Genomic DNA, 19,726 nt, shown 5'->3' with positions numbered 1-19,726 from the left:
TAAGAAGCGGGGTTTTGGTTTCAATGAGTTTAAATAGAGAATCGCAGCCCCTTAAATACGATGGCTGGCATTAACTAGTAAACTGGTCTATTGTTTGGCGTACTATTTATCGAAGCATTCAAAAGGAGCTTACTTGATGGCTTTCGAAACACTATTTACCCCTACATCGCTTGGTAGCCTGACGATTCCTAACCGCGTCATCATGGCGCCGCTGACTCGTGCGCGTACGCCTGATAGCGTGCCGGGCAAGATGCAGGAAGCCTACTATGGGCAACGTGCTGGATCTGGGTTGATTATTAGCGAAGCCACCAATATCTCCGCGACCGCCCGTGGCTATGTGTATACGCCAGGCATCTGGACCGATGAACAGGAAGCTGGCTGGAAAGACGTCGTGGATGCTGTACATGCCAAAGGTGGTCGTATGGCACTGCAGCTTTGGCACGTTGGGCGCGTTTCACACGAAATGGTTCAACCCGATGGCCAACAGCCGGTAGCGCCAAGCGCGCTGAAAGGCGAAGGCGCGCAGTGTTTCGTCGAGTTTGAAGACGGTACCGCTGGTCAGCACCCCACCAGCACACCGCGTGCGCTGGAAACCGATGAAATCCCCGGTATTGTCGAGGACTATCGCCAAGCGGCCGAGCGTGCCAAGCGCGCGGGCTTTGATATGGTCGAAGTTCACGCAGCTAACGCTTACCTGCTTAACCAGTTCCTGGCGACCGGCACCAATAAGCGTACCGACCAGTATGGCGGCTCGCTGGAAAACCGCGCTCGCTTCCCGCTGGAAGTAATTGATGCGGTGATTGAGGTTTATGGTGCAGACCGAGTCGGCATCCGTATGACGCCGTTTATTGAGCTATTTGGTTTGACCGACGATGAGCCGGAAGCAATGGCATTTTACATGGCCGAGCAGCTTTCCAAGCGTGGTCTTGCCTACCTACACTTGAATGAACCCAACTGGGCCGGTGGCGACATTACCTTCCCTGACGGTTTCCGCGAGCAGATGCGCGAACGCTTTAGCGGCAGCCTGATCTACTGCGGCAACTACGATGCCGAAAGCGCCGAGACACGCATCAGCGAAAACTCCACTGATGCCGTCGCCTTTGGCCGCCCTTACATCGCTAACCCGGATCTACCGGAGCGCTTCCGTGTTAATGCGCCGCTCACCGAGCCGAACCACGAAACGTTCTACGGTGGCGATGAGAAGGGCTACACCGATTATCCGTTTATGGATAATGGCTACGACCGCAAAGGGTAAGCTAATCTAACTTTAGCCCATGGCTGAATCCTTTCCTCAGAAAAGCATCACTTAGGTGATGCTTTTTTATGTCTGATTATTATCAAACGCTGCTAGGCTATTGATTCTTTCGTTTTAACGAAAAGGTGATACATGGTTGGTTCCTTGTTTTCTCTACTGGTGTCGCTCTTGCTGGTTGGCCTAACCGCCAGTACCGGTGCGCGTTTTCGCCCTGATAGCTGGTACCGAGAGTTACGCAAGCCGACCTGGACACCACCGGATATCGCCTTTCCTATTGCGTGGGGCATACTGTATTTATTGATGGCTATCGCTGCGTGGCGGCTTTACATGGCCGATGACTCGGCGTGGCGCACCGCCAGCTTAGCGGTTTAGGTGCTACAACTTTTCGCCAATGCGGCGTGGTCCTGGCTGTTCTTCGGACGCAAACAGATTGCCATCGCACTGATCGATATTGTGGTATTACTAGGATTAATTATTATCGCCATTGCGCTGTTTTCCCAAGTAAGCACGCTAGCTGCGTGGCTAATGGTGCCTTATGGGTTGTGGGTAGCGTTGGCGCTGGCATTGAATGCGACGATTTGGCGGCTCAATCCAAATCCAAAAGAGGCTACGAGGAGGTAGAGGAGATGGAAAATTCATCAATGGTGACCCTGTTGGCGGGCGGATCCTTGCTCTTAGGGCTGATCGCAGCGGCGCTATTCTTCTACTTCATGCTCTCTCAGCGCCGGAAACGTTCAGAAAAAAAGCCCCCTTCTGTGACGGAAACCAAGCAGGCGGCGCCAGCCCCGGAGCCAACGTCAGTACCAGCGGCTAGCGAAAGAGAGCCTCAAAAAACGCATAAACTGCACTCTTTGTTTGTGATATTTGCTAACCCTTCGCCTGAAACCACGCAACAGCTAACCGATTGGCTACGCCAGGTAGAGGCCATCTACGACCCGGTAACCAAAGTTTACCATGTGCCGGGCAAACAACCTTCCAATCCGGTGACGATAGCCAATGCTTTCCTACCTGGCGAAATGCCTGACCTCTACCGTGATTCCAATCACGAAGTAAAAGGCATAAGCCTGTTGGTAAAACCCCCGCTGCATAAGCGGCGCAATCAGCAAATGATTGTGTTTGTGGATCTTGCCAAACAGGCCGCTGAGGTTTTTCAGGGCAAGCTGCTCAATGCTGAGCGTGAACCTGCCACTGACGCCACTTACCAACGCATCATCGGTTAAGCTTGTTTACACGACCCCTTGGCTGCGCAGGTAGTCGTCATAACTGCCGCTGAAATCGACAATACCTTCCGGCTGCATATCAATAATGCGCGTCGCCAGTGAAGAGACAAACTCGCGGTCGTGGCTGACAAACAGCAGCGTACCGGGGTAGTTCTCCAAAGCCAGGTTCAACGCTTCGATAGACTCCATATCCAGGTGGTTGGTCGGCTCATCCATCAGCATGACGTTGGGCTGAGTAAGGATTAACTTACCGAACAGCATGCGCCCCTGCTCGCCACCGGAAATCACCTTCACCGATTTGCCAATATCATCGCTGGAAAACAGCATCCGCCCTAACGCGCCCCGAACAACCTGCTCGCCGCCGGTGGTCCAGCTCGACATCCACTCAAACAGCGTGGCATCGACGGCAAAATCATCGCTATGATCTTGGGCGAAAACCCCGACATCAGCGGCTTCTGTCCACTTCACTTCACCCGCATCCGGGTGCAGCTCGCCTGCCAGCGTTTTGAGCAGCGTGGTTTTACCAATGCCATTGGGGCCGATGATAGCAATACGCTCGCCGGCTTCCACGGTCATGGAGAGGCGCTCAAACAGCGGCTTCTCGCCGTTATAGCTTTTAGTAATGCCATCCACGTTGACAGCGTTACGGTGAATTTTCTTGGCCTGGTCAAAACGAATAAACGGACTAACACGACTGGAAGGTTTGATATCTTCCAGCTTGATTTTGTCGATCTGACGCGCTCGCGAGGTAGCCTGTTTGGCCTTCGAGGCGTTGGCAGAGAAGCGGCTAACGAACTGCTGCAGCTCGGCAATCTGGGCCTTTTTCTTAGCGTTATCCGAGTGCTGACGCTCGCGAACCGCGGTAGCGGCGGTCATATAGTCATCATAGTTACCCGGGAACAGGGTAATTTCGCCGTAATCCAGATCCGCCATGTGGGTGCAGACGCTATTCAGGAAATGGCGGTCGTGAGAGATGATGATCATGGTGCTGCTGCGCGCTTTGAGAATATCTTCCAGCCAGCGGATGGTGTTGATATCCAGGTGGTTGGTCGGCTCATCCAGCAATAGTACATCCGGGTCAGCGAATAGCGCCTGGGCGAGCAGCACACGCAGCTTCCAGCCGGGAGAGACTTCGCTCATCGGGCCCGTGTGTTGCTCAATGGGGATGCCCAAGCCCAGTAGCAATTCGCCGGCGCGGGGCTCGGCGGTGTAGCCATCCAGCTCGGCGAAGCGCACTTCTAGATCAGCGACGGCCATGCCGTCCTCTTCGCTCATCTCTGCCAGCGAGTAAATACGCTCGCGCTCGGCAGCCACCGACCAGAGTTCGACATTGCCCATGATCACGGTGTCGATGACGCGCTCGTTTTCAAACGCAAATTGATCCTGACGCAACTTACCCAGCCGTGTACTGCTATCCAGCATCACCTGGCCAGAAGTGGGCTCCAAATCGCCACCGAGAATTTTCATAAAGGTGGATTTGCCGCAGCCGTTCGCGCCAATCAGGCCGTAGCGATTGCCGTTATTGAATTTAACGGAGACATTTTCAAACAGGGGCTTGGCCCCAAACTGCATGGTGATATTGGCGGTTGCGATCACAAAAGGAGCCCGGTTAGCGTGTTATTTACAATACGAAAGGCTCGCGATTCTACGCGCTATTGGGCAGGCATTCATCCATCATCCGCTAGGGCATTCAGTTGATTGCCGGGATATCGAGAAGAAAGCGTTCACCATCAAGCGCTTGGCGCAATCGAGTAGCAAGAATATCGACAATATCTGGATGTTCGCCCACCAGCTTGGTCGTAGTAACGGAAAGCTCTGGATGCTGCTGTTCAGCCGCCGCGCATATTTCAGCGATATCGCCTCCCTCTCCCGCATGGCGACCCGGCGAAAGAAACAGCATCGCCAGGATGACCGGGCCTGCATTGAACTCGGGTGACAACAGCAAGTTTTCCAGCAGCGGCTCGTTAAAACGGTACTCATCACCCTCGCGGCGTTCCATAGAAGCAGCAGCAACACACGCTACGTCATCGGCTAACAGCACACTAAGCTGCCCCGCTAAGCGGTTACGCACGGCGGTGACGTCAGGAATCGGGCTGCCGTGATCGACCAGCGCCACATGGGGCTTAGTACCTAGCCGAAGCTTCTCGCGCACGTTATCTGCCAGTAAATGGGCTAGGCGCAGGTCGTTATCCCCCAATTCATCCACCAAGGGCTGGGCCACACGCACCTTCACGTGGGGAAAGCGCTCTTGCAGCGTGGCCATTCGCTCGGGCAGGTAGCCGGTCAGTGCTTTGCTGGGACCAAAAAAGAACGGCAGGATCAGGAGCTCTGTCGCCCCTTGTTCGGCACTGCGTTCAGCGGCGGGGCCAAGCGTGGTGGCGGGAATGCCATCAACCTCTTCCACGGAAATCTTATTGGAGTGCAGTAGTGAGGCCGCCTGTACGGTTTCACCCATAAGCTCACTAAGCGACGCCGCCACGCGACGTAAATTAAGCGTTGCCTGCGCTCGTAGCGAGCCGTTATCGACCAAAAAAATCGCGCGCATGGCAGCCTCCTGTTGTGGCCTTGACGATCAAGTAGGTGATCATCCATGACATGTTAAGATGGTGGTTTTACACCGTCGTTGCCCACCATGTTACTTGAAAAATGTGACTTAAAAACGTTGCCTGATACCGATGCTTGATACCACTGCGCTTAACCAAAAAAGAAATTTCTTCGATGGCCATGCCGAGATTTGGCTATTTGGCTATGGTTCGCTGATCTGGAAGGCGGACTTTGCCTATATAGAGCACCGCCCGGCGTTTATCACCGGCTGGGAACGGCGATTTTGGCAAGGCTCCCATGACCATCGCGGTACGCTTGAATCACCGGGACGGGTTGCCACCTTAATTCCCGCTGAGGGAGCGGTGTGCCATGGCATGGCCTACCGGATTACACCGGAAGTACTGGCACCGCTGGATGTTCGGGAGAAAAACGGCTACCTACGGGAGAAAGTTCCGCTGACGTTTACCGATGTCAGAAGCGAAACGCCTGAACAGAGCGAAGGGCTTATTTATCTCGCCAGCGAAGATAACCCGGCCTTTCTAGGCGAGGCGCCGCTGGACGAAATAGCGTTACAAATAGCTAACGCACACGGCCCCAGCGGACCTAACCGTGAGTACCTGGTCAATCTGGCTGCCGCTCTACGTGAACTAGGGGCAGAGGATGCCCATATATTCGCACTGGAGCATCAACTCAGCCGCTTTTAACATTACCAGTAGCGTGGATAGCGACGATGCCGGGCAAGGTTATTGACCAAGATAGCAATGATCAGCATCACTACACTACCTGCGCCAATCGGTAACAGCGGGTACCACCAACCCAACTGATGAACGCTAGCCCCGCCGCCTACTGCAATCAGTGCAGCTGCGGCTCCCGGTGGGTGAACCGTGTGGGTTATTTGCATAACAAGTATCGACAGCGATACAGCCAGAGACATCGAGAGCGGTGTCGCCCCCAGCAGCTGGTAGCAAGCGACGCCGATACCCGCTGATAACACGCTGCCAAACAGCACATGGCTTGGCTGAGCAAAGGGGCTTTCCGGTGCCGCATAGATAAGAACGGATGTCGCCCCGAAGGAGCCTACAATCAGCAGCTGTTGCGAGAGCCAAGCCGAGCTTAACCAGCAGATAACCGCCATACCGCTAAAGGCGCCAACCCATGACCACACCGCATCCTGCCAACCCACTCGGGTGCGCTTAATGGGCTGCCCTCGCATCTTGCCTAGATAAGTTTTCATTGCACTCGCTTTGCACAAAATGAGTGCAGATGATGACAAAATGCACCAAATAAGCAAATGACAATCCATCATGCCCTTGATGAAACTGGCTCAAGGGCGCTACTTCAAGGGTAAAGCCCCCCTTTACATCATCAGCCAGGAAAGAATAAACAGCCCCAATAAGGTACGAAATATACCCCCTATCAGCGAGCCGCGCAGAAATGCACGCACACCGCCAAACAGAATCAATAGGCCAACGACCAGCACGGCAATGCTAAAGAAAGAATCGTTGATACCCAGAGAACGGGTTAAGCCATCGATAAAATCGCCAAAGGCACCAAAGAAATTGGTAAATATGCCCAATAAGAACTCAACCACCACGCGGATTGCCTCGCCGATGGTCTCGCCTATTTCGTCAAAAAAACCGTTTGCCTGCATTGCGTTTGCTTGCATTGATAGTACCCAAGGCTGAGAAGGATAAGCTTGGCATTGTCGGTTAAATACACTGGCTGAGCAAAGCAGAACAAATTCTCCCTACTTTATACCCTCATCTTTTTAGCGCCGTCTCAGCCATGCAACTACTATAAGGTTATAAAACGTTCGTTTAGACGAGATGTTCGCCACGTCAACGGTGATCCCAATGACGCAACACTATCCACTTGCCGATAAACTCCAGGCCAATACCCATCAGGTGGTAAACCAGCCACCACCCCTGGAAAACTACAACAGCTACACCGCTGACCGCGCACTTCAAGAGGGCGTTAAACGCGAAGGTGGTACTAACAATAGCGCTCTCAAGTCGTTTGGGCAGTGGGCGGGGTCCACCGAGGCCATTGCCCTGGGCTTTGACGCCAATCGTTACGCACCTCAGTTGGTCACCCATGACCGGCAAGGGCATCGAGTTGATCTGATCGAGTTCCACCCTGCCTACCATCAGCTGATGCAAACGGCGGTAGAGCACGCCTTGCATGCCAGCCCCTGGCGAAACCCTCAGCCCGGTGCGCATGTTAATCGGGCCGCCAACTACTTTTTACAGGCCCAGGTAGAAGCGGGCCATGGTTGCCCCATCACCATGACGTTTGCTGCTCTGCCAGCTTTGCGCCACCAACCCAGCTTGCTTGAGAGCTGGGGAGACAAAATCACCGCGCCCCATTACGACCCGCGCAACGTGCCTTATTTTGAGAAACAGGGCGTCACCATCGGCATGGCAATGACCGAAAAGCAGGGCGGCTCCGATGTACGTCAAAACACCACTCGCGCCTATCCGATTGGCCAAGCTGGGCCAGGTGAAGCCTACGAGCTGGTGGGGCATAAGTGGTTTGTCTCGGCACCGATGTGCGACGCCTTCCTGGTACTCGCCCAGGCGCCAGGCGGCTTGAGCTGCTTTCTGCTGCCACGCTGGCGGCCCGACGGCAGCAAGAACCCGCTCCATATACAGCAGCTAAAGCGCAAAATGGGCAACGTGGCGAATGCTTCCAGCGAAACGGAACTGCGCGGTGCCTTTGCCTGGATGGTGGGCGACGAAGGCCGTGGGGTGCGCACAATCATTGAGATGGTCGCGATGACCCGCTACGACTGCATGATTGGCTCCGCTGCCGGTATGCGCCAGGCCACCGCCCAGGCGATTCATCACGCGACCCATCGCCAGGCGTTTGGCGCCCGTCTCAGTGAACAGCCGCTGATGCTGAACGTGCTTGCCGACCTAGCCATCGAGAGCGAAGCCGCCACCACCCTGATGCTGCGCATGGCCCGCGCCATGGATCATCAAGACGATGAGCATGAGCGCCTGCTTTCGCGAATCGCCACCCCTGTGGGCAAGTACTGGATCTGCAAGCGCACGCCCCACCACGCTTACGAGGCAATGGAGGTGATTGGCGGAAGCGGCGTCATGGAGACCCACATCATGGCGCGCCTGTTTCGCGAGTCGCCCATCAACGCCATTTGGGAAGGCAGTGGAAATGTGCAGTGTCTGGATATCCTGCGCGCGATTGAGAAACAGCCCGAGGTGCTCGAAGCCTACTTCGTCGAACTCGGCCTTTCACAGGGCGCCAATGGGCATCTTGACCGCTTTATCCACCAATTACAGCGGCAGATGCAGGATACCCAAGCGCTCCAATACCGCGCTCGCCAACTGGCGGACGGCATGGCCCTGGCGTTACAAGGCGCGCTGCTGGCACAGCACGCTCCCGCTTATGTGGCCGATGCCTTCTGTGCTGGGCGGCTTGCTGACCACAGCAGCCTCAGTACCGGCACCTTACCCACCGGGCTGGATTGCGCGGCGATCATCGAGCGTGCCCGGCCCTTGGAGTGAGCCCCGTGGAATAAGCGTTCACGACTATGGTCGACTTTCATGCTAAAACTGATCGCGTTAGAACTAATGCTGTAAAACAATAGGCAGCAACGTGATATCGGGAGAGCTTGGCGCATTAACAAACCATGACGCCAGCGCCGAAGGAGCAACAGCCCCGGAAACTCTCAGGCAACCGGACCGCTATCACCATCACTTTCCGAAGAGCGGCTGATGACTGCGTCACTCAGCCCACCGAAGGAGCAAGCGCACCCAACGGATGCGTGAATCTCTCAGGTTCCATGACGGAAGGGGTACGCCAACAGCTACGCCGTTAGGTGGTATTCCCGACGCTCATACAATCTGGAGAGACACATGCAACGCATTGCCGTTATCGGTGGAGGCATCACCGGCATTACCAGCGCTTACGCCCTGGCCAAACGTGGCTATCATGTCACCGTCTTTGAAAAGCATCGTTACGCCGCCATGGAGACCTCGTTCGCCAACGGCGGTCAGCTCTCGGCTTCGAATGCCGAAGTGTGGAACCACTGGCCCACTGTGATCAAGGGCATGCGCTGGATGCTCAAAAACGATGCCCCGCTGCTGGTCAACCCTCGCCCGAGCTGGCACAAGCTCAGCTGGTTTGGCGAATTTATCGCCTCGATTCCCCGCTACTCTGCCAACACTACCGAAACCGCACGGCTAGCCATAGCGGCACGCGAGCATCTGTTTCAGTGGACGCAGGAAGAGCAAATCGATTTTGATTTAAAGCAGAAAGGCATTCTGCATATTTACCGCGATAAAGCCGGCTATGACCACGCCGCCAAAGTCTCACAACTGCTCAGCAAAGGCGGCCTGGAACGCCGGGCAGTCAGCCCTGATGAGATGCGCACCATTGAGCCCACCCTGGCGGGCAACTACTACGGTGGCTTCTTCACCGAAAGCGATGCCACGGGTGATATTCATAAGTTTACCCACGGCCTGGCACAAGCCGCCGAGCGCCGCGGCGTAACGCTTAAATATGGTCACAGCGTGCAGGATCTCGGTGCGGACGAACAGCACGCATGGATCACCGCCACTATTGAAGGCGAGGCTGACGATGAACCGGTGCGTGAAACATTCGATAGCGTGGTGGTCTGCGCCGGGGTGGGCAGCCGTACCCTGGCGGCCAAGCTGGGAGACCGGGTCAATATCTACCCAGTCAAAGGCTACTCCATTACCGTGCAGCTTGACGATGCCGCCTCTCAGCAGGCCGCCCCCACCGTGAGCCTGCTGGACGATGAAACCAAACTGGTGACCAGTCGCCTGGGCGATGAACGCTTTCGCATCGCGGGAACCGCCGAATTCAACGGCTTCAATCGCGATATTCGCGACAACCGCATCCGCCCGTTGATCCGCTGGGTGGAAGAGTGCTTCCCCGGCGTCAGCACCCGCCGCGTAGTGCCCTGGGCAGGTCTACGCCCGATGCTTCCCAACATGCTGCCTAAGGTCGGCCCCGGCAAATTACCCACCGTGTTCTACAACACCGGCCACGGCCACCTGGGCTGGACGCTCTCTGCGATTACCGCCGATATGCTGGCGGATGCGGTGGAGGATAGAAACCTCCACACTCAGCAAGCCAACCAACCGCTAACCTAGACCCAACGATGACAAGTCCGGGCAGGCTTCCGGTAAGATATAAAGCACCCAATAACAGGTTGTTTTATGCTTAATCAACGTGCATTAACCTACCTCAATGAAGTGATTCGCCGCGGCTCGCTCAGGCGCGCTGCGGCCCACCTGAATGTGGATGCCTCCGCTGTTAGTCGCCAACTAAAAGCGCTGGAAGAAGAGTTGGATACCCAGCTATGCGAGCGTCACGGAAGGGGAATGCGGGCAACCGCCGCGGGCCAGCTACTGGTGCACCATTTTCATGCCCAGCGGGCTTCAGAAGAAGCCGTGCTCTCTCAGCTCATGGCCCTTCAAAGCCTGACGAAAGGCGAAGTGCGAATAGCCGTGGGAGAAGGATTCATCGCAGATCTCATTGCTGCGCCATTAGGCACTTTCATGTCGGCTTTTACGGGCATTAATGTTGAAATCCGAATGGCGGGTGTTAACGAGGCGATGTCGCTCCTGAAGGATCGTGAAGTGGATATAGCGCTGCTTTATGCTCCGCCGGTAGACCCGCAGCTTTTCTGCCACGTGGAAACGCGCCAGCCGCTGGATGTCATCGTGCCACCCAATCATCCGCTCAGCGAACTGGATCACCCCGTGACATTGCATGACCTCAAGGGTTGGCCCCTTGCATTGATGGACAACCCCTTCGGTATGCGGCAAATGGTCAACATGGTGGCCCACCAGGAGCGGATTCATCTCGAAGCACGCCTGCATACCAACTCTGTATCGGTGTTGAAGAATTTTGTCCGTTCAGGCATCGGCGTTACGTTCATGCCTGAGCTTACCGTGGTGGATGAAATAGAGCGTGGCGAAATTTTCACACTGCCGATGCACTATCCGGTCATGAATGGTACCCGTGCGCAAATTGTCAGTCTGAAAGGACAAGAACTGCCGGTCGCATCTACCACCTGTATTGCTCATCTACAGAAAGGCATGCGCTTTTTCGCGGCCGATGCGCCACGTCTGTTGCAATAAAAGCCACACTTCAGGTATTGCATAGTCAACACCTCAATACCTAATCTTTCAGTAGGTACTACTTATAAATCCAATAACGTGCCCATAGCGCCCCGTAGCTCACGACAATAAACCAGGAGACTGACTATGTTTAAACAACTTATGCTTACTCACCCTACATTGACTCAACACTTTTCACTCCAACGACTCATTTCAGCGTGCCTGATTGGCTCTGCCTTGATGGCAGGAAACACCTTTGCGGCGACCACGGTTAACTTGAGCTACAACGGCGCTCCTGATCCTGAAAAGAATGCAGTCCATGTCTTTGCAGAGAATCTTAAAACGCTGATAGACGAAAAAACTGACGGTGAAATCCAGCTTGAGCTCTATCCGAATAGCATGCTCGGTGAAGAAGAGGAGCGTATGGAGCAGACCATGAATACGCCCATGCTCAACGTGGCGTCATTTGCAGGTGTGTCTCCTCTCGTTGATGAGATATTCGTCAGCGCCATTCCTTTCCTGTTCGACGATTTCGAGGCAGCGCGTGACTTCTTCGACGAAGGTGAGTATTGGCAGGCAGTCAGCGATACCCTTCAGGATCGTGCTGGTATAGATATGCTGGCGGTCGTGGAAGAGGGGGGCTTTTTAGCGTTCACCAATAATGAAAGGCCTATCAGCCACCCTGACGACTTTGATGGGCTGCGCTTCCGAGCCATGGACCCCAGCCAGGTAGCCCTCTATGAGGCCTTTGGTGCCTCCGGCACGCCCATTCCATGGACAGAAACCTACATGGCGCTGCGCACAGGGGTGGCCGATGGTCAGATGAACCCGCCAATGTATATCATTTTGGGCAGTCTCTACGAAGTGCAGGACTATCTGACCCTGGCCAATATCCAGTACTCCAACCAGTTCCTGGTCGGCAATAGTGAAATGATCGCAGGTTGGGATGATGAGCTTCGCAGCGCCTTTATGGAGGCTGTCGCCGAAGCCAATCACAATGCCCGAGAGCACAATGAGGAGCAGGTAGAAGCGCGTATTGCCTACCTGGAAGAGCAGGGTATGGAAGTGATTCGTCCCTCCGAAGAAGAGTTGACGGCGTTCAGGGAGATTGGTCAGCCCGCCTACCTTGAGTGGCTGGAAGAGCGTGATATCGAGCAGCGCTGGGTCGACATGGCACTGGACGACGCAGGCATGAGCGACCTGCTCGACTAAAAACCCCGCCTATCTCTGCCGTGCGTGCATCACAGGGGCCGGTTCTCAACCGGCCCCCTTTTACTCTCTGTGCTTAATGGAATGCTGCCATGCTCAATTCGCTTCGATTTCGCCTACTGACTGCCAGTCGACCCATTACCCTGATTTTGGCGGGGGCGCTACTGTCCCTCAATGTTGCGGCCATTTTGTTCGGGGTGTTTGCCCGCTATATTGCCGGTGGCGCACCCATCTGGACAGATGAACTTTCCCGCTTTCTGATCATAGCCACCGTCATGCTTGCTGCTGGCGCTGTCTGGTCGGAAGGAGGGCATATGCGCGTGGGTCTTCTTGAGAAGTTGCTACCCACCCCCTTCGCCCGATTGCTGAATATATACCAATGGCTGCTCACCCTGATGATTGCCTTGGGAGGTGCGTGGGTAAGCTATCGCTATGCACTGTCGGTCAACATGTTTACCACATCCGGGCTCGGCGTTAGCCGCACAGTGCCGCTGCTCTCGCTACCTATTGGTTTTTTGCTGCTGGCTTGGCATGTGCTCCTCTACGGCCCTGCTCGCCTCAAGACTGTCGAGGAGAACATATGATTCTCACCATGCTGGCTGTTTTTCTTGGTCACGTCCTGCTTGGGTTACCTCTGTTCATTGCGCTGCTTACCACAGCCATAGTGGGCTTTCTGTTTGTCGACCCGTCAATGCTTCCACGCATGATGCCCCAACAATTTTTTGGTGGTATCAATGTTTTCTCTCTGATGGCGATTCCATTGTTCATCTTCGCTGGCAACCTAATGAACGTCAGCGGCTTGACGGAACGGTTAATGGGGTTGGCACGCCTGATGGTCGGCCACTTGCGGGGCGGCATGGGCCACGTCAATGTGGTATCGAGTGTTTTTTTCGCAGGCGTCAATGGCTCAGCAGTGGCCGACACTTCGGCATTAGGGTCGCTTTTAGTACCCGCCATGGAGAAAGAGGGTTACTCCAGAGCCTTTGCCGCAGGGTTGACCGCTGGTAGCTCGCTGATTGGGCCAATCATTCCACCCAGTATCTTCATGATTCTCTACGCCTCGCTGACGAATACGTCAGTAGGGGACCTATTCCTCGCGGGCGTCGTACCTGGCCTGCTGCTGGGAGTTGCTTTCATGGGGCTGAACGCCTGGTATGCCTGGAGGCACCGGCTCCCCAAAAGCGGCCAGTTGCCTTCACTCGGGCAGTTGGGAGTTGCCGCTATTGCGGCTCTACCCGCGCTTATTGCCCCTTTTATTATCGTGGCAGGTATCGTACTTGGTTTTGTTACTCCAACTGAATCAGGCGCACTAACAGCGCTATACGTTGCCTTGTGCGGCTTTGCATTGGGCGGTTTGCGACTCGGCGAGTGCTGGAAAGCCGTGGTTGATACTGCACGCTTAACCTCGGCGGTTTTTCTGATTATGGCGGCCTCAGCAACGATTAGCTGGCTGCTCTCCTACGCTCAGGTACCTGCACAATTTGTTTCGCTGTTATCGCCCTACGTGGACAATGGCATCGTGATCTTGCTGCTGCTCAGCGCCATCACTTTCATCACGGGCATGTTCATGGAAGAGGTGTCAGCGTTGATGCTGTTAACTCCCATCTTTGCACCCGTGGCCATGATGGCAGGTATCGACCCAATCCACCTGGGCGTTATCATCACGCTAAACATTACCATTGCTCTTATTACGCCACCGCTGGGCGCCTGTGTGTTCGTGGCCGCCGCGGTCAGCCGGCTAGAGATAGTATCGCTATTCAGAACCATTTGGCCCTTTGTGCTGACGGCAATTGCGGTTCTTATTCTACTCATCCTTTTTCCACCGCTGACGCTGTGGCTACCTACTCTGCTTGGATAACTCAATGCCTTTGAACACACTATTGAAGGCCTTGCCGCCTATCCCAAGCCATCCAGCACCCTGCTGGGATCAGCTGCGCCTTGCGCCTATTGAAGATAACGGTGAGCGCCTAGTGCCGATGAGCCTTGCCCCTGCACCGGTCAGCGTGTTCCCTGCCTATGCTCGGCTGGGCATTCCTGGTGCAGTACCGGAATGTTTTGTACGTGAAGGGGTTTATCGGGCGCTACTCGCTGCAGCACGCAGTTTACCCGATGGCATCGGTTTAATCGTACTGGATGGTTGGCGGCCATGGCGGGTACAACAGTACTTGTTTGATACCCTGCATGAGGCCATCCACCATCACAATCCAGATCTAAACGAAACGGAGCTATTGGAGCGTACAAGAGAATTCGTATCTGTACCCAGCCGCGACCCTTTAGCCCCCAGCCCTCACCTCACCGGTGGTGCTGTCGATGTCACTCTATGTGATGCCGATGGCCTGCCGCTGGATATGGGCACCCTGTTTGACGAGGCGCTTCCGGCCTCGCATAGCGACTATTTTGAACATCTGGAAACCCTGGCCCCGCAGCAACATAAGGCGCGAGATCACCGCCGCCTGCTCTATCACACCATGCACAAACAGGGCTTCACCAACCTGCCTAGCGAATGGTGGCACTTTGATTTTGGCGATCAGCTGTGGGCCTACTACGGAGCCCATGATAATGCGCAGTACGGCCCGGCTGAGCTGGACACCATTGAAAACCGGTGGCGGCGGCAGCTGGGTTAGCCAGTCGGTATGACGCTCACACGGCAGGCGCTTCTAATTCCAGGAAGCGCCTTACGCGGTCGGTTTTCGGGTTTTCGAAAAACTCGCTGGGGTGAGATTTTTCGATAATGATGCCCTTATCGAGGAAAACCACCTGATCGGAGACAGCTCTGGCGAACTCCATTTCGTGGGTCACCAGCACCATGGTATAGCCCTCTTTCGAGAGGTCTTTGATAACCCCAAGCACTTCACCCACCAGCTCGGGATCGAGCGCCGAGGTCGGCTCATCGAACAGCATGACTTTCGGCTGCATGGCAAGCGCCCTGGCAATCGCGACACGCTGCTTTTGCCCGCCTGAAAGTGTATAGGGGTATTGCTCGCGTTTGTCGGCCATGCCGACTTTTTCCAGCAGCGCCATCGCCCTCTCTTCTGCCTCGGCCTTGCTCAGTCCCTGGACATGGATTGGCGCTTCGGTGACATTGCGCAGCACGCTAAGATGCGGCCAGAGGTTGAATCCCTGGAACACCATGCCCAAGCGCGCGCGCATACCCGCTAGCTCGCGTCGCGACATGTGCTTGCCGCTGTTGCTGACACCAATGCGATCGCCGTCGATACGGATATCACCATGGTCAGGCTGCTCCAACCAGTTGATACAGCGTAGCAGCGTGGATTTGCCCGAGCCGGATGAACCCAAAATGCTCACTACCTCTCCAGACTGCACCTCCAGCGAAACGTCCCGCAGCACCTCGGTGCCATCAAAGCTTTTGGATAGTTTGCGAATACTAACTGCGGCGGTCTCAGGCATTTTCGAATCCTCGCTTGGCGCCAAAACGGCCAATCATTTTGATAAATAGCTCTAAACCAATGCTGATCAGCCAGTAGAAGCCGATCACCACAATGAAGGCTTCCATGGGAATGAAGTAGGTGCTCGACAGGCTGCTCGCCGCCGCGGTAAGTTCGCGCACGGTGATAATCACCAAGAAGGCGGTATCTTTAAGCAGGATAATTAGTTGATTGCCCAGTAAGCCGCGGGTTTTTAAAATCAGCTGGGGCAAGATAATGCGCATAAACATCTTGGGCTGAGAAAACCCCTGCGCGATGGCAGCCTCTACCTGCCCTTGCGCGAACGTAGCGCGGCAGCCGCGCAATATTTCCGCGAAGTAAGCGCCGTGATACATCACCAGGGCGATAATCCCTGCCGTCCAGGCGCTCATGCGGATGCCTGCGCTGGGCAGGCCGTAATAGAGTAAATAGGCCAGAATCAGAAAGGGCAGCATGCGCATGCCGTCAATAAAGATGCGCAACGGTATTTTTAAGCGCGGGCGCGAACCCTCTAACAAAAACACGATCCCGCTACCCAAGATAAACGCCAGCACTGCAGATAACCCAAACAGTTTTAAGGTGTTATAAAAACCGTTTAAAAACACATCATACGATGACCAAAGAATATCCCAGTTACTCATAAAGGCTCCCCTTTGTTGACCATGTTAGACGGCCAATCGGCTGGCTTTGCGCTCAGCCACGCGCTGCAGCCATACCAGCAGGCTGATGATCAGCATATACAGGGCCGCTGCGGCTAAAATAGGCGGCAAAGGGTCGTAGGTAACCGCTGAAATGCGGTTGGTCACACGAGTAAGGTCGACCACACCGATCACCGCAATGGCGGGGCTGCCTTTGATCAAAAACGACATCTCATTGACTAGGCCCGGCAGGCTGGTAATGGTAATTTGCGGCAGCATAATACGGCGGAAGTAGACCCATGGGGTCATGCCAATGGCCAGCGCCGCTTCGCGCTGCTCTTTGGAGAAGTTATTAAACGCGGAACGCCATATTTCGGCGTTAAAAGCAGTGGTATTGAGAGTTAACGCAATGATACCGGCCACATTGCGATTAAGGTTAACCCCCATAGTCGGTGCGGTTAGAAAGATGAACAGCACCAGGGTTACCAGCGGTGTTGCCCTCGCTAGGCTAATGTAAACGCCTAGCAACTGATGCAGGACAGGAATTTTAGCCACCCTGAGCAAGGCAATTATCAGCCCCATTATGACGCCGATGGCAATAGAGATGCCGGATATCCATATGGTTGTCCAGGCGCCCTGAATGAGCAGCCCCCATGCGCTACTGTCCATGCTCACCTCCTAATTCGCTCAATAAAATAACAGCCGCCCGATACTGCTCTGGGCGGCTGGCGAAGGTGATGGCTTACATACCGGCCATTTCGTGGAACTCTTCCACTGAGGTGATGGGGGTTGTCGGTAGGTCGTCAAAGGACTCGCCAAACCACTCTTCCTGCAGCTCGGCCAGGCGGCCAGAATCACGCAGATGGCTCATAAAATCCGTGATATAGGCCAGCAGCTCTGGGCTGTCCTTGGGCATAGGCCAGGCAACATAGCCAGGGCCCGAAACGGCTTGGCCCGCTTCAAATACATCAGGACGCTCACTAATCAGGTCATTCACCGGCACGATGGAATTAATCACGTAATCGACACGACCATTAGCCAGATCAGCGTAAATCTCTGGATAGGCTTCATACTCCATTACCTCACCCAGTTCGCCGCCGCTCTCCTCTAGCATGACTTCCAGTTCAGGCAGGCGTGACAGCAGCGCGCTACCCGCTTGGACGCCTAGCGTCATACCGCTTAAGTCTTCAATGCTGTTGATACGATCATCACCTGCCCGCTTGATGTAAAAATGCTGGGCGGAGGCAAACGGCGGTGCATAGTTAAACACCCGTAGACGCTCGTCGGTGACCGAAGCACCGGTAAGTGCCATGTCGTACTGACCCGATGAAACCGATGCCAACAGCCCTGTCCACGGTAAAATATCCTGGCGGACTTCGAAATCCGCGTACTCTTCTAGTTCGATCTTTATATCTTCGATAAAACCATCGGGGTCACTGCCGCTCATAAAGTTAAACGGGGCGTAATTATCTTCGGTAGCCACGCTTAGGTAGCCACGGCTCTCTATTTCTTCTAAATCCGCAGCGCTAGCCGTCAGTGACATGCTCAGTGTAAGTGCCCCAACGCTCAACGCGGAGGATAATGCCACTATTTTTTTCATCGCCTAATACTCCCAGAGTGAACAAAACATTACTCGCCGCAGTGCATCTACAAAGTGTTCGTGAACGTTTCGGCGACATGCTGAAGATGACTTCACCCTAGTTTTTTATCCTCTCAACGATTAGAGCCAGTTAGCGTAAATTAAAAGGACAGTTACCAATAAGAGAACTGGCACGAAAGATGCTTATGTTAAGTTGCTAAGTAGAGAAGGGTTTGTCTAAAGAGGAGATTTGCATGACAACGCTGTGTCTTGAGATTGACCCTAATGCCGCCACCTGCCTGCAAGAACAACTTCGCGAAACGCTACTGGAAGCGATTCGCAAGGGAAGCTTGCCCGGCGAGGATGCACTTCCCTCTTGCCGTAAACTTTCCCAACAGCTGGGTATTTCACGTAACACTGTGGCGATTGTTTACGAGAAGCTTGTTGAAGACGGCTATTTAATCAGTCGTCCCCGAAGCGGTTATTACTTGCATCCTGATTATATCGAGTCTCTTTCAGAACTTAATGCCTCGTTAAGTGCCATCAACGAGAATAATAAAGGCGTAATCGCTGCACCAAACTGGCACAAACGCATTACGCAGCGCCCTACTAACTACCAAGGCATACTCAAACCAGGCAATTGGTCAGAGTATGCGTACCCATTTATTTATGGCCAATTAGATACGCGACTGTTTCCGTTAGCTCAATGGCGCGATGTTTCACGGCGTTTATTAAGTTCGCAGCGCGATAAACCATGGCTACGTGACCGCATCGATCAAGATGATCCGCTACTCATTGAACAATTACGTAAACGCATCTTACCGCGCCGGGGTATTTTCGCTCGCTCAGAAGAGATCCTCATCACCATGGGGACTCAGAATGCACTCTACTTGATTGCGCAACTACTCTGTCATCGGGGCACCCAAGTGGCCCTTGAGTCCCCCGGTTACCGCGAGGCAGTGAATGTTTTTGCTCATCGCGGCGCCAGCCTGCAGTTCCAAGCCATGGACACAGAAGGTATGCGCTTGGAAGGCGCTCAGCAGTGTGACTATCTGTATGTTATGCCCAGCCATCAGGTGCCGACAGGCATTACCATGAGCCGAGCGCGACGAGATGCTCTATTGGCCCAACTCCCTCACCGTGACCAGATCGTCATCGAGGATGATTATGATGCTGAAATTCACGGTGATCAGTTCGCCCTTCCGGCACTTAAAGCCAGTGCGCAGAGCGCGCGGATTATCTATATGGGCAGCTTATCTAAAGCGCTCTCGCCAGGGCTGCGCATGGGCTACGTGGTAGCGGATCCCGAATTGATCGACGAGCTACGGGCACTGCGACGCATGATGTACCGCCATCCACCCGCGGCCTTGCAGCACCAGTTGGCGCAGTTTATTTCCCAAGGCTATTACGAGCGCTACCTCAAATTGCATGTGGAAGAGATTGACCGACGACGCGACGCCATGCGATTGGCCATTGATCACTCAATACCCGGTTGCCGCAGCCACAGCAGTCGCCGTTCCAGCGCCTTTTGGATGGAGGCCGACCCTGGCATCGATACCCAGCGCCTTGCGTGGCATGCTGCCCAGCGTGGCGTACTGATTGAACCGGGCTTTCAGCACTTTTTCGATGCCGCTCCCCCGCGCCACTTTTTCCGTTTGGGGTTCGGCGCTATTGAAATGCAGCGTATCGACCCAGGCATACAGCGCCTGGGCCTTGCCTACGATAACGCTTTAGCTACGTAGCTAA

19 protein-coding genes, 1 pseudogene and 1 riboswitch are annotated in these 19,726 nt (G+C 54.6%); of the genes and pseudogenes, 12 read left to right on the top strand and 8 right to left on the bottom strand.

Translation table 11 applies throughout. The features are described 5' to 3' along the window. Positions 1-136: 136 nt before the first annotated feature. From CXF87_RS03680 to CXF87_RS03670, 3 genes and pseudogenes are all read left to right on the top strand, one after another. Positions 137-1,255 (top strand): alkene reductase, encoded by a 1,119-nt coding sequence (locus CXF87_RS03680; protein WP_101145520.1) that lies wholly within the window; start codon positions 137-139, stop codon positions 1,253-1,255. 132 nt (positions 1,256-1,387) lie between these two features. Continuing rightward, positions 1,388-1,876: pseudogene (locus CXF87_RS03675) on the top strand (TspO/MBR family protein). A gap of 5 nt (positions 1,877-1,881) precedes the next feature. Then, positions 1,882-2,475: a cell division protein ZipA C-terminal FtsZ-binding domain-containing protein gene (locus CXF87_RS03670; protein ID WP_101145519.1), complete on the top strand. Its 594-nt coding sequence runs from the start codon at positions 1,882-1,884 to the stop codon at positions 2,473-2,475. Positions 2,476-2,481: 6 nt separating this feature from the next. On the opposite strand, the gene CXF87_RS03665 is transcribed toward CXF87_RS03670, so the two are convergent. Both CXF87_RS03665 and CXF87_RS03660 read right to left on the bottom strand, forming a co-directional pair. Beyond that, entirely contained in the window at positions 2,482-4,071 is a 1,590-nt protein-coding gene (locus CXF87_RS03665; RefSeq protein ID WP_101145518.1) for an ABC-F family ATPase, read from the bottom strand. Positions 4,072-4,165: 94 nt separating this feature from the next. Then, complete coding sequence (locus tag CXF87_RS03660; RefSeq protein ID WP_101145517.1) at positions 4,166-5,020, bottom strand: sirohydrochlorin chelatase; 855 nt, start codon at positions 5,018-5,020, stop codon at positions 4,166-4,168. Between the two features lie 130 nt (positions 5,021-5,150). Between CXF87_RS03660 and CXF87_RS03655 the strand changes: the two genes are divergently transcribed. Beyond that, positions 5,151-5,723 carry a gamma-glutamylcyclotransferase gene (locus tag CXF87_RS03655; protein WP_101145516.1) on the top strand — a complete coding sequence of 191 codons (573 nt, stop codon included), beginning with the start codon at positions 5,151-5,153 and terminating at the stop codon, positions 5,721-5,723. Between the two features lie 2 nt (positions 5,724-5,725). Here CXF87_RS03655 and CXF87_RS03650 read toward each other — a convergent pair whose 3' ends face one another. Then, complete coding sequence (locus CXF87_RS03650; RefSeq protein WP_101145515.1) at positions 5,726-6,253, bottom strand: HPP family protein; 528 nt, start codon at positions 6,251-6,253, stop codon at positions 5,726-5,728. Between the two features lie 123 nt (positions 6,254-6,376). Beyond that, positions 6,377-6,670 (bottom strand): hypothetical protein, encoded by a 294-nt coding sequence (locus CXF87_RS03645; RefSeq protein WP_008959277.1) that lies wholly within the window; start codon positions 6,668-6,670, stop codon positions 6,377-6,379. Positions 6,671-6,872: 202 nt separating this feature from the next. Between CXF87_RS03645 and CXF87_RS03640 the strand changes: the two genes are divergently transcribed. The 7 genes from CXF87_RS03640 (at position 6,873) to CXF87_RS03610 (ending at position 14,962) form a co-directional block, all read left to right on the top strand. Beyond that, positions 6,873-8,543, top strand: a complete 1,671-nt coding sequence (locus CXF87_RS03640; protein ID WP_101145514.1) for an isovaleryl-CoA dehydrogenase — start codon at positions 6,873-6,875, stop codon at positions 8,541-8,543. A gap of 88 nt (positions 8,544-8,631) precedes the next feature. Then, positions 8,632-8,733, top strand: a riboswitch (glycine riboswitch). Between the two features lie 161 nt (positions 8,734-8,894). After that, positions 8,895-10,157 (top strand): D-amino acid dehydrogenase, encoded by a 1,263-nt coding sequence (locus CXF87_RS03635; protein WP_101145513.1) that lies wholly within the window; start codon positions 8,895-8,897, stop codon positions 10,155-10,157. 66 nt (positions 10,158-10,223) lie between these two features. Beyond that, positions 10,224-11,150 carry a LysR family transcriptional regulator gene (locus CXF87_RS03630; protein WP_101145512.1) on the top strand — a complete coding sequence of 309 codons (927 nt, stop codon included), beginning with the start codon at positions 10,224-10,226 and terminating at the stop codon, positions 11,148-11,150. Positions 11,151-11,276: 126 nt separating this feature from the next. Further along, a complete protein-coding gene (gene dctP, locus CXF87_RS03625) occupies positions 11,277-12,341 on the top strand; it encodes a TRAP transporter substrate-binding protein DctP (RefSeq protein WP_431313237.1) in 1,065 nt (354 codons plus the stop codon). A gap of 89 nt (positions 12,342-12,430) precedes the next feature. Beyond that, a complete protein-coding gene (locus tag CXF87_RS03620; RefSeq protein ID WP_101145511.1) occupies positions 12,431-12,922 on the top strand; it encodes a TRAP transporter small permease in 492 nt (163 codons plus the stop codon). After that, on the top strand, positions 12,919-14,196 hold the full coding sequence (locus CXF87_RS03615) for a TRAP transporter large permease (RefSeq protein ID WP_101145510.1): 1,278 nt from the start codon (positions 12,919-12,921) through the stop codon (positions 14,194-14,196). The genes CXF87_RS03620 and CXF87_RS03615 overlap by 4 nt, the downstream gene beginning before the upstream one ends. A gap of 4 nt (positions 14,197-14,200) precedes the next feature. Beyond that, entirely contained in the window at positions 14,201-14,962 is a 762-nt protein-coding gene (locus CXF87_RS03610) for a M15 family metallopeptidase (protein WP_198555994.1), read from the top strand. 16 nt (positions 14,963-14,978) lie between these two features. Here the strand turns inward: CXF87_RS03610 and CXF87_RS03605 are convergent, their stop codons facing one another. The 4 genes from CXF87_RS03605 to CXF87_RS03590 all read right to left on the bottom strand — a co-directional run bounded on the left by CXF87_RS03605 (position 14,979) and on the right by CXF87_RS03590 (position 18,001). Then, the gene (locus CXF87_RS03605; RefSeq protein WP_101145509.1) at positions 14,979-15,746 is read right to left on the bottom strand and encodes an amino acid ABC transporter ATP-binding protein; all 768 of its coding nucleotides are present in this window, start codon (positions 15,744-15,746) and stop codon (positions 14,979-14,981) included. Beyond that, on the bottom strand, positions 15,739-16,404 hold the full coding sequence (locus CXF87_RS03600; protein WP_101145508.1) for an amino acid ABC transporter permease: 666 nt from the start codon (positions 16,402-16,404) through the stop codon (positions 15,739-15,741). The genes CXF87_RS03605 and CXF87_RS03600 overlap by 8 nt, the downstream gene beginning before the upstream one ends. Before the next feature lie 24 nt (positions 16,405-16,428). Next, a complete protein-coding gene (locus CXF87_RS03595; RefSeq protein ID WP_101145507.1) occupies positions 16,429-17,070 on the bottom strand; it encodes an amino acid ABC transporter permease in 642 nt (213 codons plus the stop codon). Positions 17,071-17,143: 73 nt separating this feature from the next. Next, entirely contained in the window at positions 17,144-18,001 is an 858-nt protein-coding gene (locus CXF87_RS03590) for a transporter substrate-binding domain-containing protein (RefSeq protein WP_101145506.1), read from the bottom strand. Positions 18,002-18,234: 233 nt separating this feature from the next. Here CXF87_RS03590 and pdxR point away from each other — a divergent pair, with 233 nt between their 5' ends. Continuing rightward, the gene (gene pdxR, locus CXF87_RS03585; protein ID WP_101145505.1) at positions 18,235-19,722 is read left to right on the top strand and encodes a MocR-like pyridoxine biosynthesis transcription factor PdxR; all 1,488 of its coding nucleotides are present in this window, start codon (positions 18,235-18,237) and stop codon (positions 19,720-19,722) included. The last annotated feature ends 4 nt before the right edge of the window (positions 19,723-19,726 follow it).

The sequence above is a fragment of the Halomonas sp. MES3-P3E genome (assembly GCF_002836035.1).
Classification (GTDB): Bacteria; Pseudomonadota; Gammaproteobacteria; order Pseudomonadales; family Halomonadaceae; genus Vreelandella; species Vreelandella arctica.
This window is presented reverse-complemented; position numbering and strand designations above follow the sequence as displayed.

What these genes read in the sequence shown, in the direction of transcription:
- CXF87_RS03595 (WP_101145507.1), bottom strand. Translation starts at nt 17,070, where the DNA reads ATGGACAGTAGCGCATGGGGGCTGCTCATTCAGGGCGCCTGGACAACC.
- CXF87_RS03650 (WP_101145515.1), bottom strand. Translation starts at nt 6,253, where the DNA reads ATGAAAACTTATCTAGGCAAGATGCGAGGGCAGCCCATTAAGCGCACC.
- CXF87_RS03590 (WP_101145506.1), bottom strand. Translation starts at nt 18,001, where the DNA reads ATGAAAAAAATAGTGGCATTATCCTCCGCGTTGAGCGTTGGGGCACTT.
- pdxR (WP_101145505.1), top strand. Translation starts at nt 18,235, where the DNA reads ATGACAACGCTGTGTCTTGAGATTGACCCTAATGCCGCCACCTGCCTG.
- CXF87_RS03605 (WP_101145509.1), bottom strand. Translation starts at nt 15,746, where the DNA reads ATGCCTGAGACCGCCGCAGTTAGTATTCGCAAACTATCCAAAAGCTTT.
- CXF87_RS03655 (WP_101145516.1), top strand. Translation starts at nt 5,151, where the DNA reads ATGCTTGATACCACTGCGCTTAACCAAAAAAGAAATTTCTTCGATGGC.
- CXF87_RS03630 (WP_101145512.1), top strand. Translation starts at nt 10,224, where the DNA reads ATGCTTAATCAACGTGCATTAACCTACCTCAATGAAGTGATTCGCCGC.
- CXF87_RS03645 (WP_008959277.1), bottom strand. Translation starts at nt 6,670, where the DNA reads ATGCAGGCAAACGGTTTTTTTGACGAAATAGGCGAGACCATCGGCGAG.
- CXF87_RS03620 (WP_101145511.1), top strand. Translation starts at nt 12,431, where the DNA reads ATGCTCAATTCGCTTCGATTTCGCCTACTGACTGCCAGTCGACCCATT.
- CXF87_RS03610 (WP_198555994.1), top strand. Translation starts at nt 14,201, where the DNA reads ATGCCTTTGAACACACTATTGAAGGCCTTGCCGCCTATCCCAAGCCAT.
- CXF87_RS03670 (WP_101145519.1), top strand. Translation starts at nt 1,882, where the DNA reads ATGGAAAATTCATCAATGGTGACCCTGTTGGCGGGCGGATCCTTGCTC.
- CXF87_RS03615 (WP_101145510.1), top strand. Translation starts at nt 12,919, where the DNA reads ATGATTCTCACCATGCTGGCTGTTTTTCTTGGTCACGTCCTGCTTGGG.
- dctP (WP_431313237.1), top strand. Translation starts at nt 11,277, where the DNA reads ATGTTTAAACAACTTATGCTTACTCACCCTACATTGACTCAACACTTT.
- CXF87_RS03660 (WP_101145517.1), bottom strand. Translation starts at nt 5,020, where the DNA reads ATGCGCGCGATTTTTTTGGTCGATAACGGCTCGCTACGAGCGCAGGCA.
- CXF87_RS03680 (WP_101145520.1), top strand. Translation starts at nt 137, where the DNA reads ATGGCTTTCGAAACACTATTTACCCCTACATCGCTTGGTAGCCTGACG.
- CXF87_RS03640 (WP_101145514.1), top strand. Translation starts at nt 6,873, where the DNA reads ATGACGCAACACTATCCACTTGCCGATAAACTCCAGGCCAATACCCAT.
- CXF87_RS03600 (WP_101145508.1), bottom strand. Translation starts at nt 16,404, where the DNA reads ATGAGTAACTGGGATATTCTTTGGTCATCGTATGATGTGTTTTTAAAC.
- CXF87_RS03635 (WP_101145513.1), top strand. Translation starts at nt 8,895, where the DNA reads ATGCAACGCATTGCCGTTATCGGTGGAGGCATCACCGGCATTACCAGC.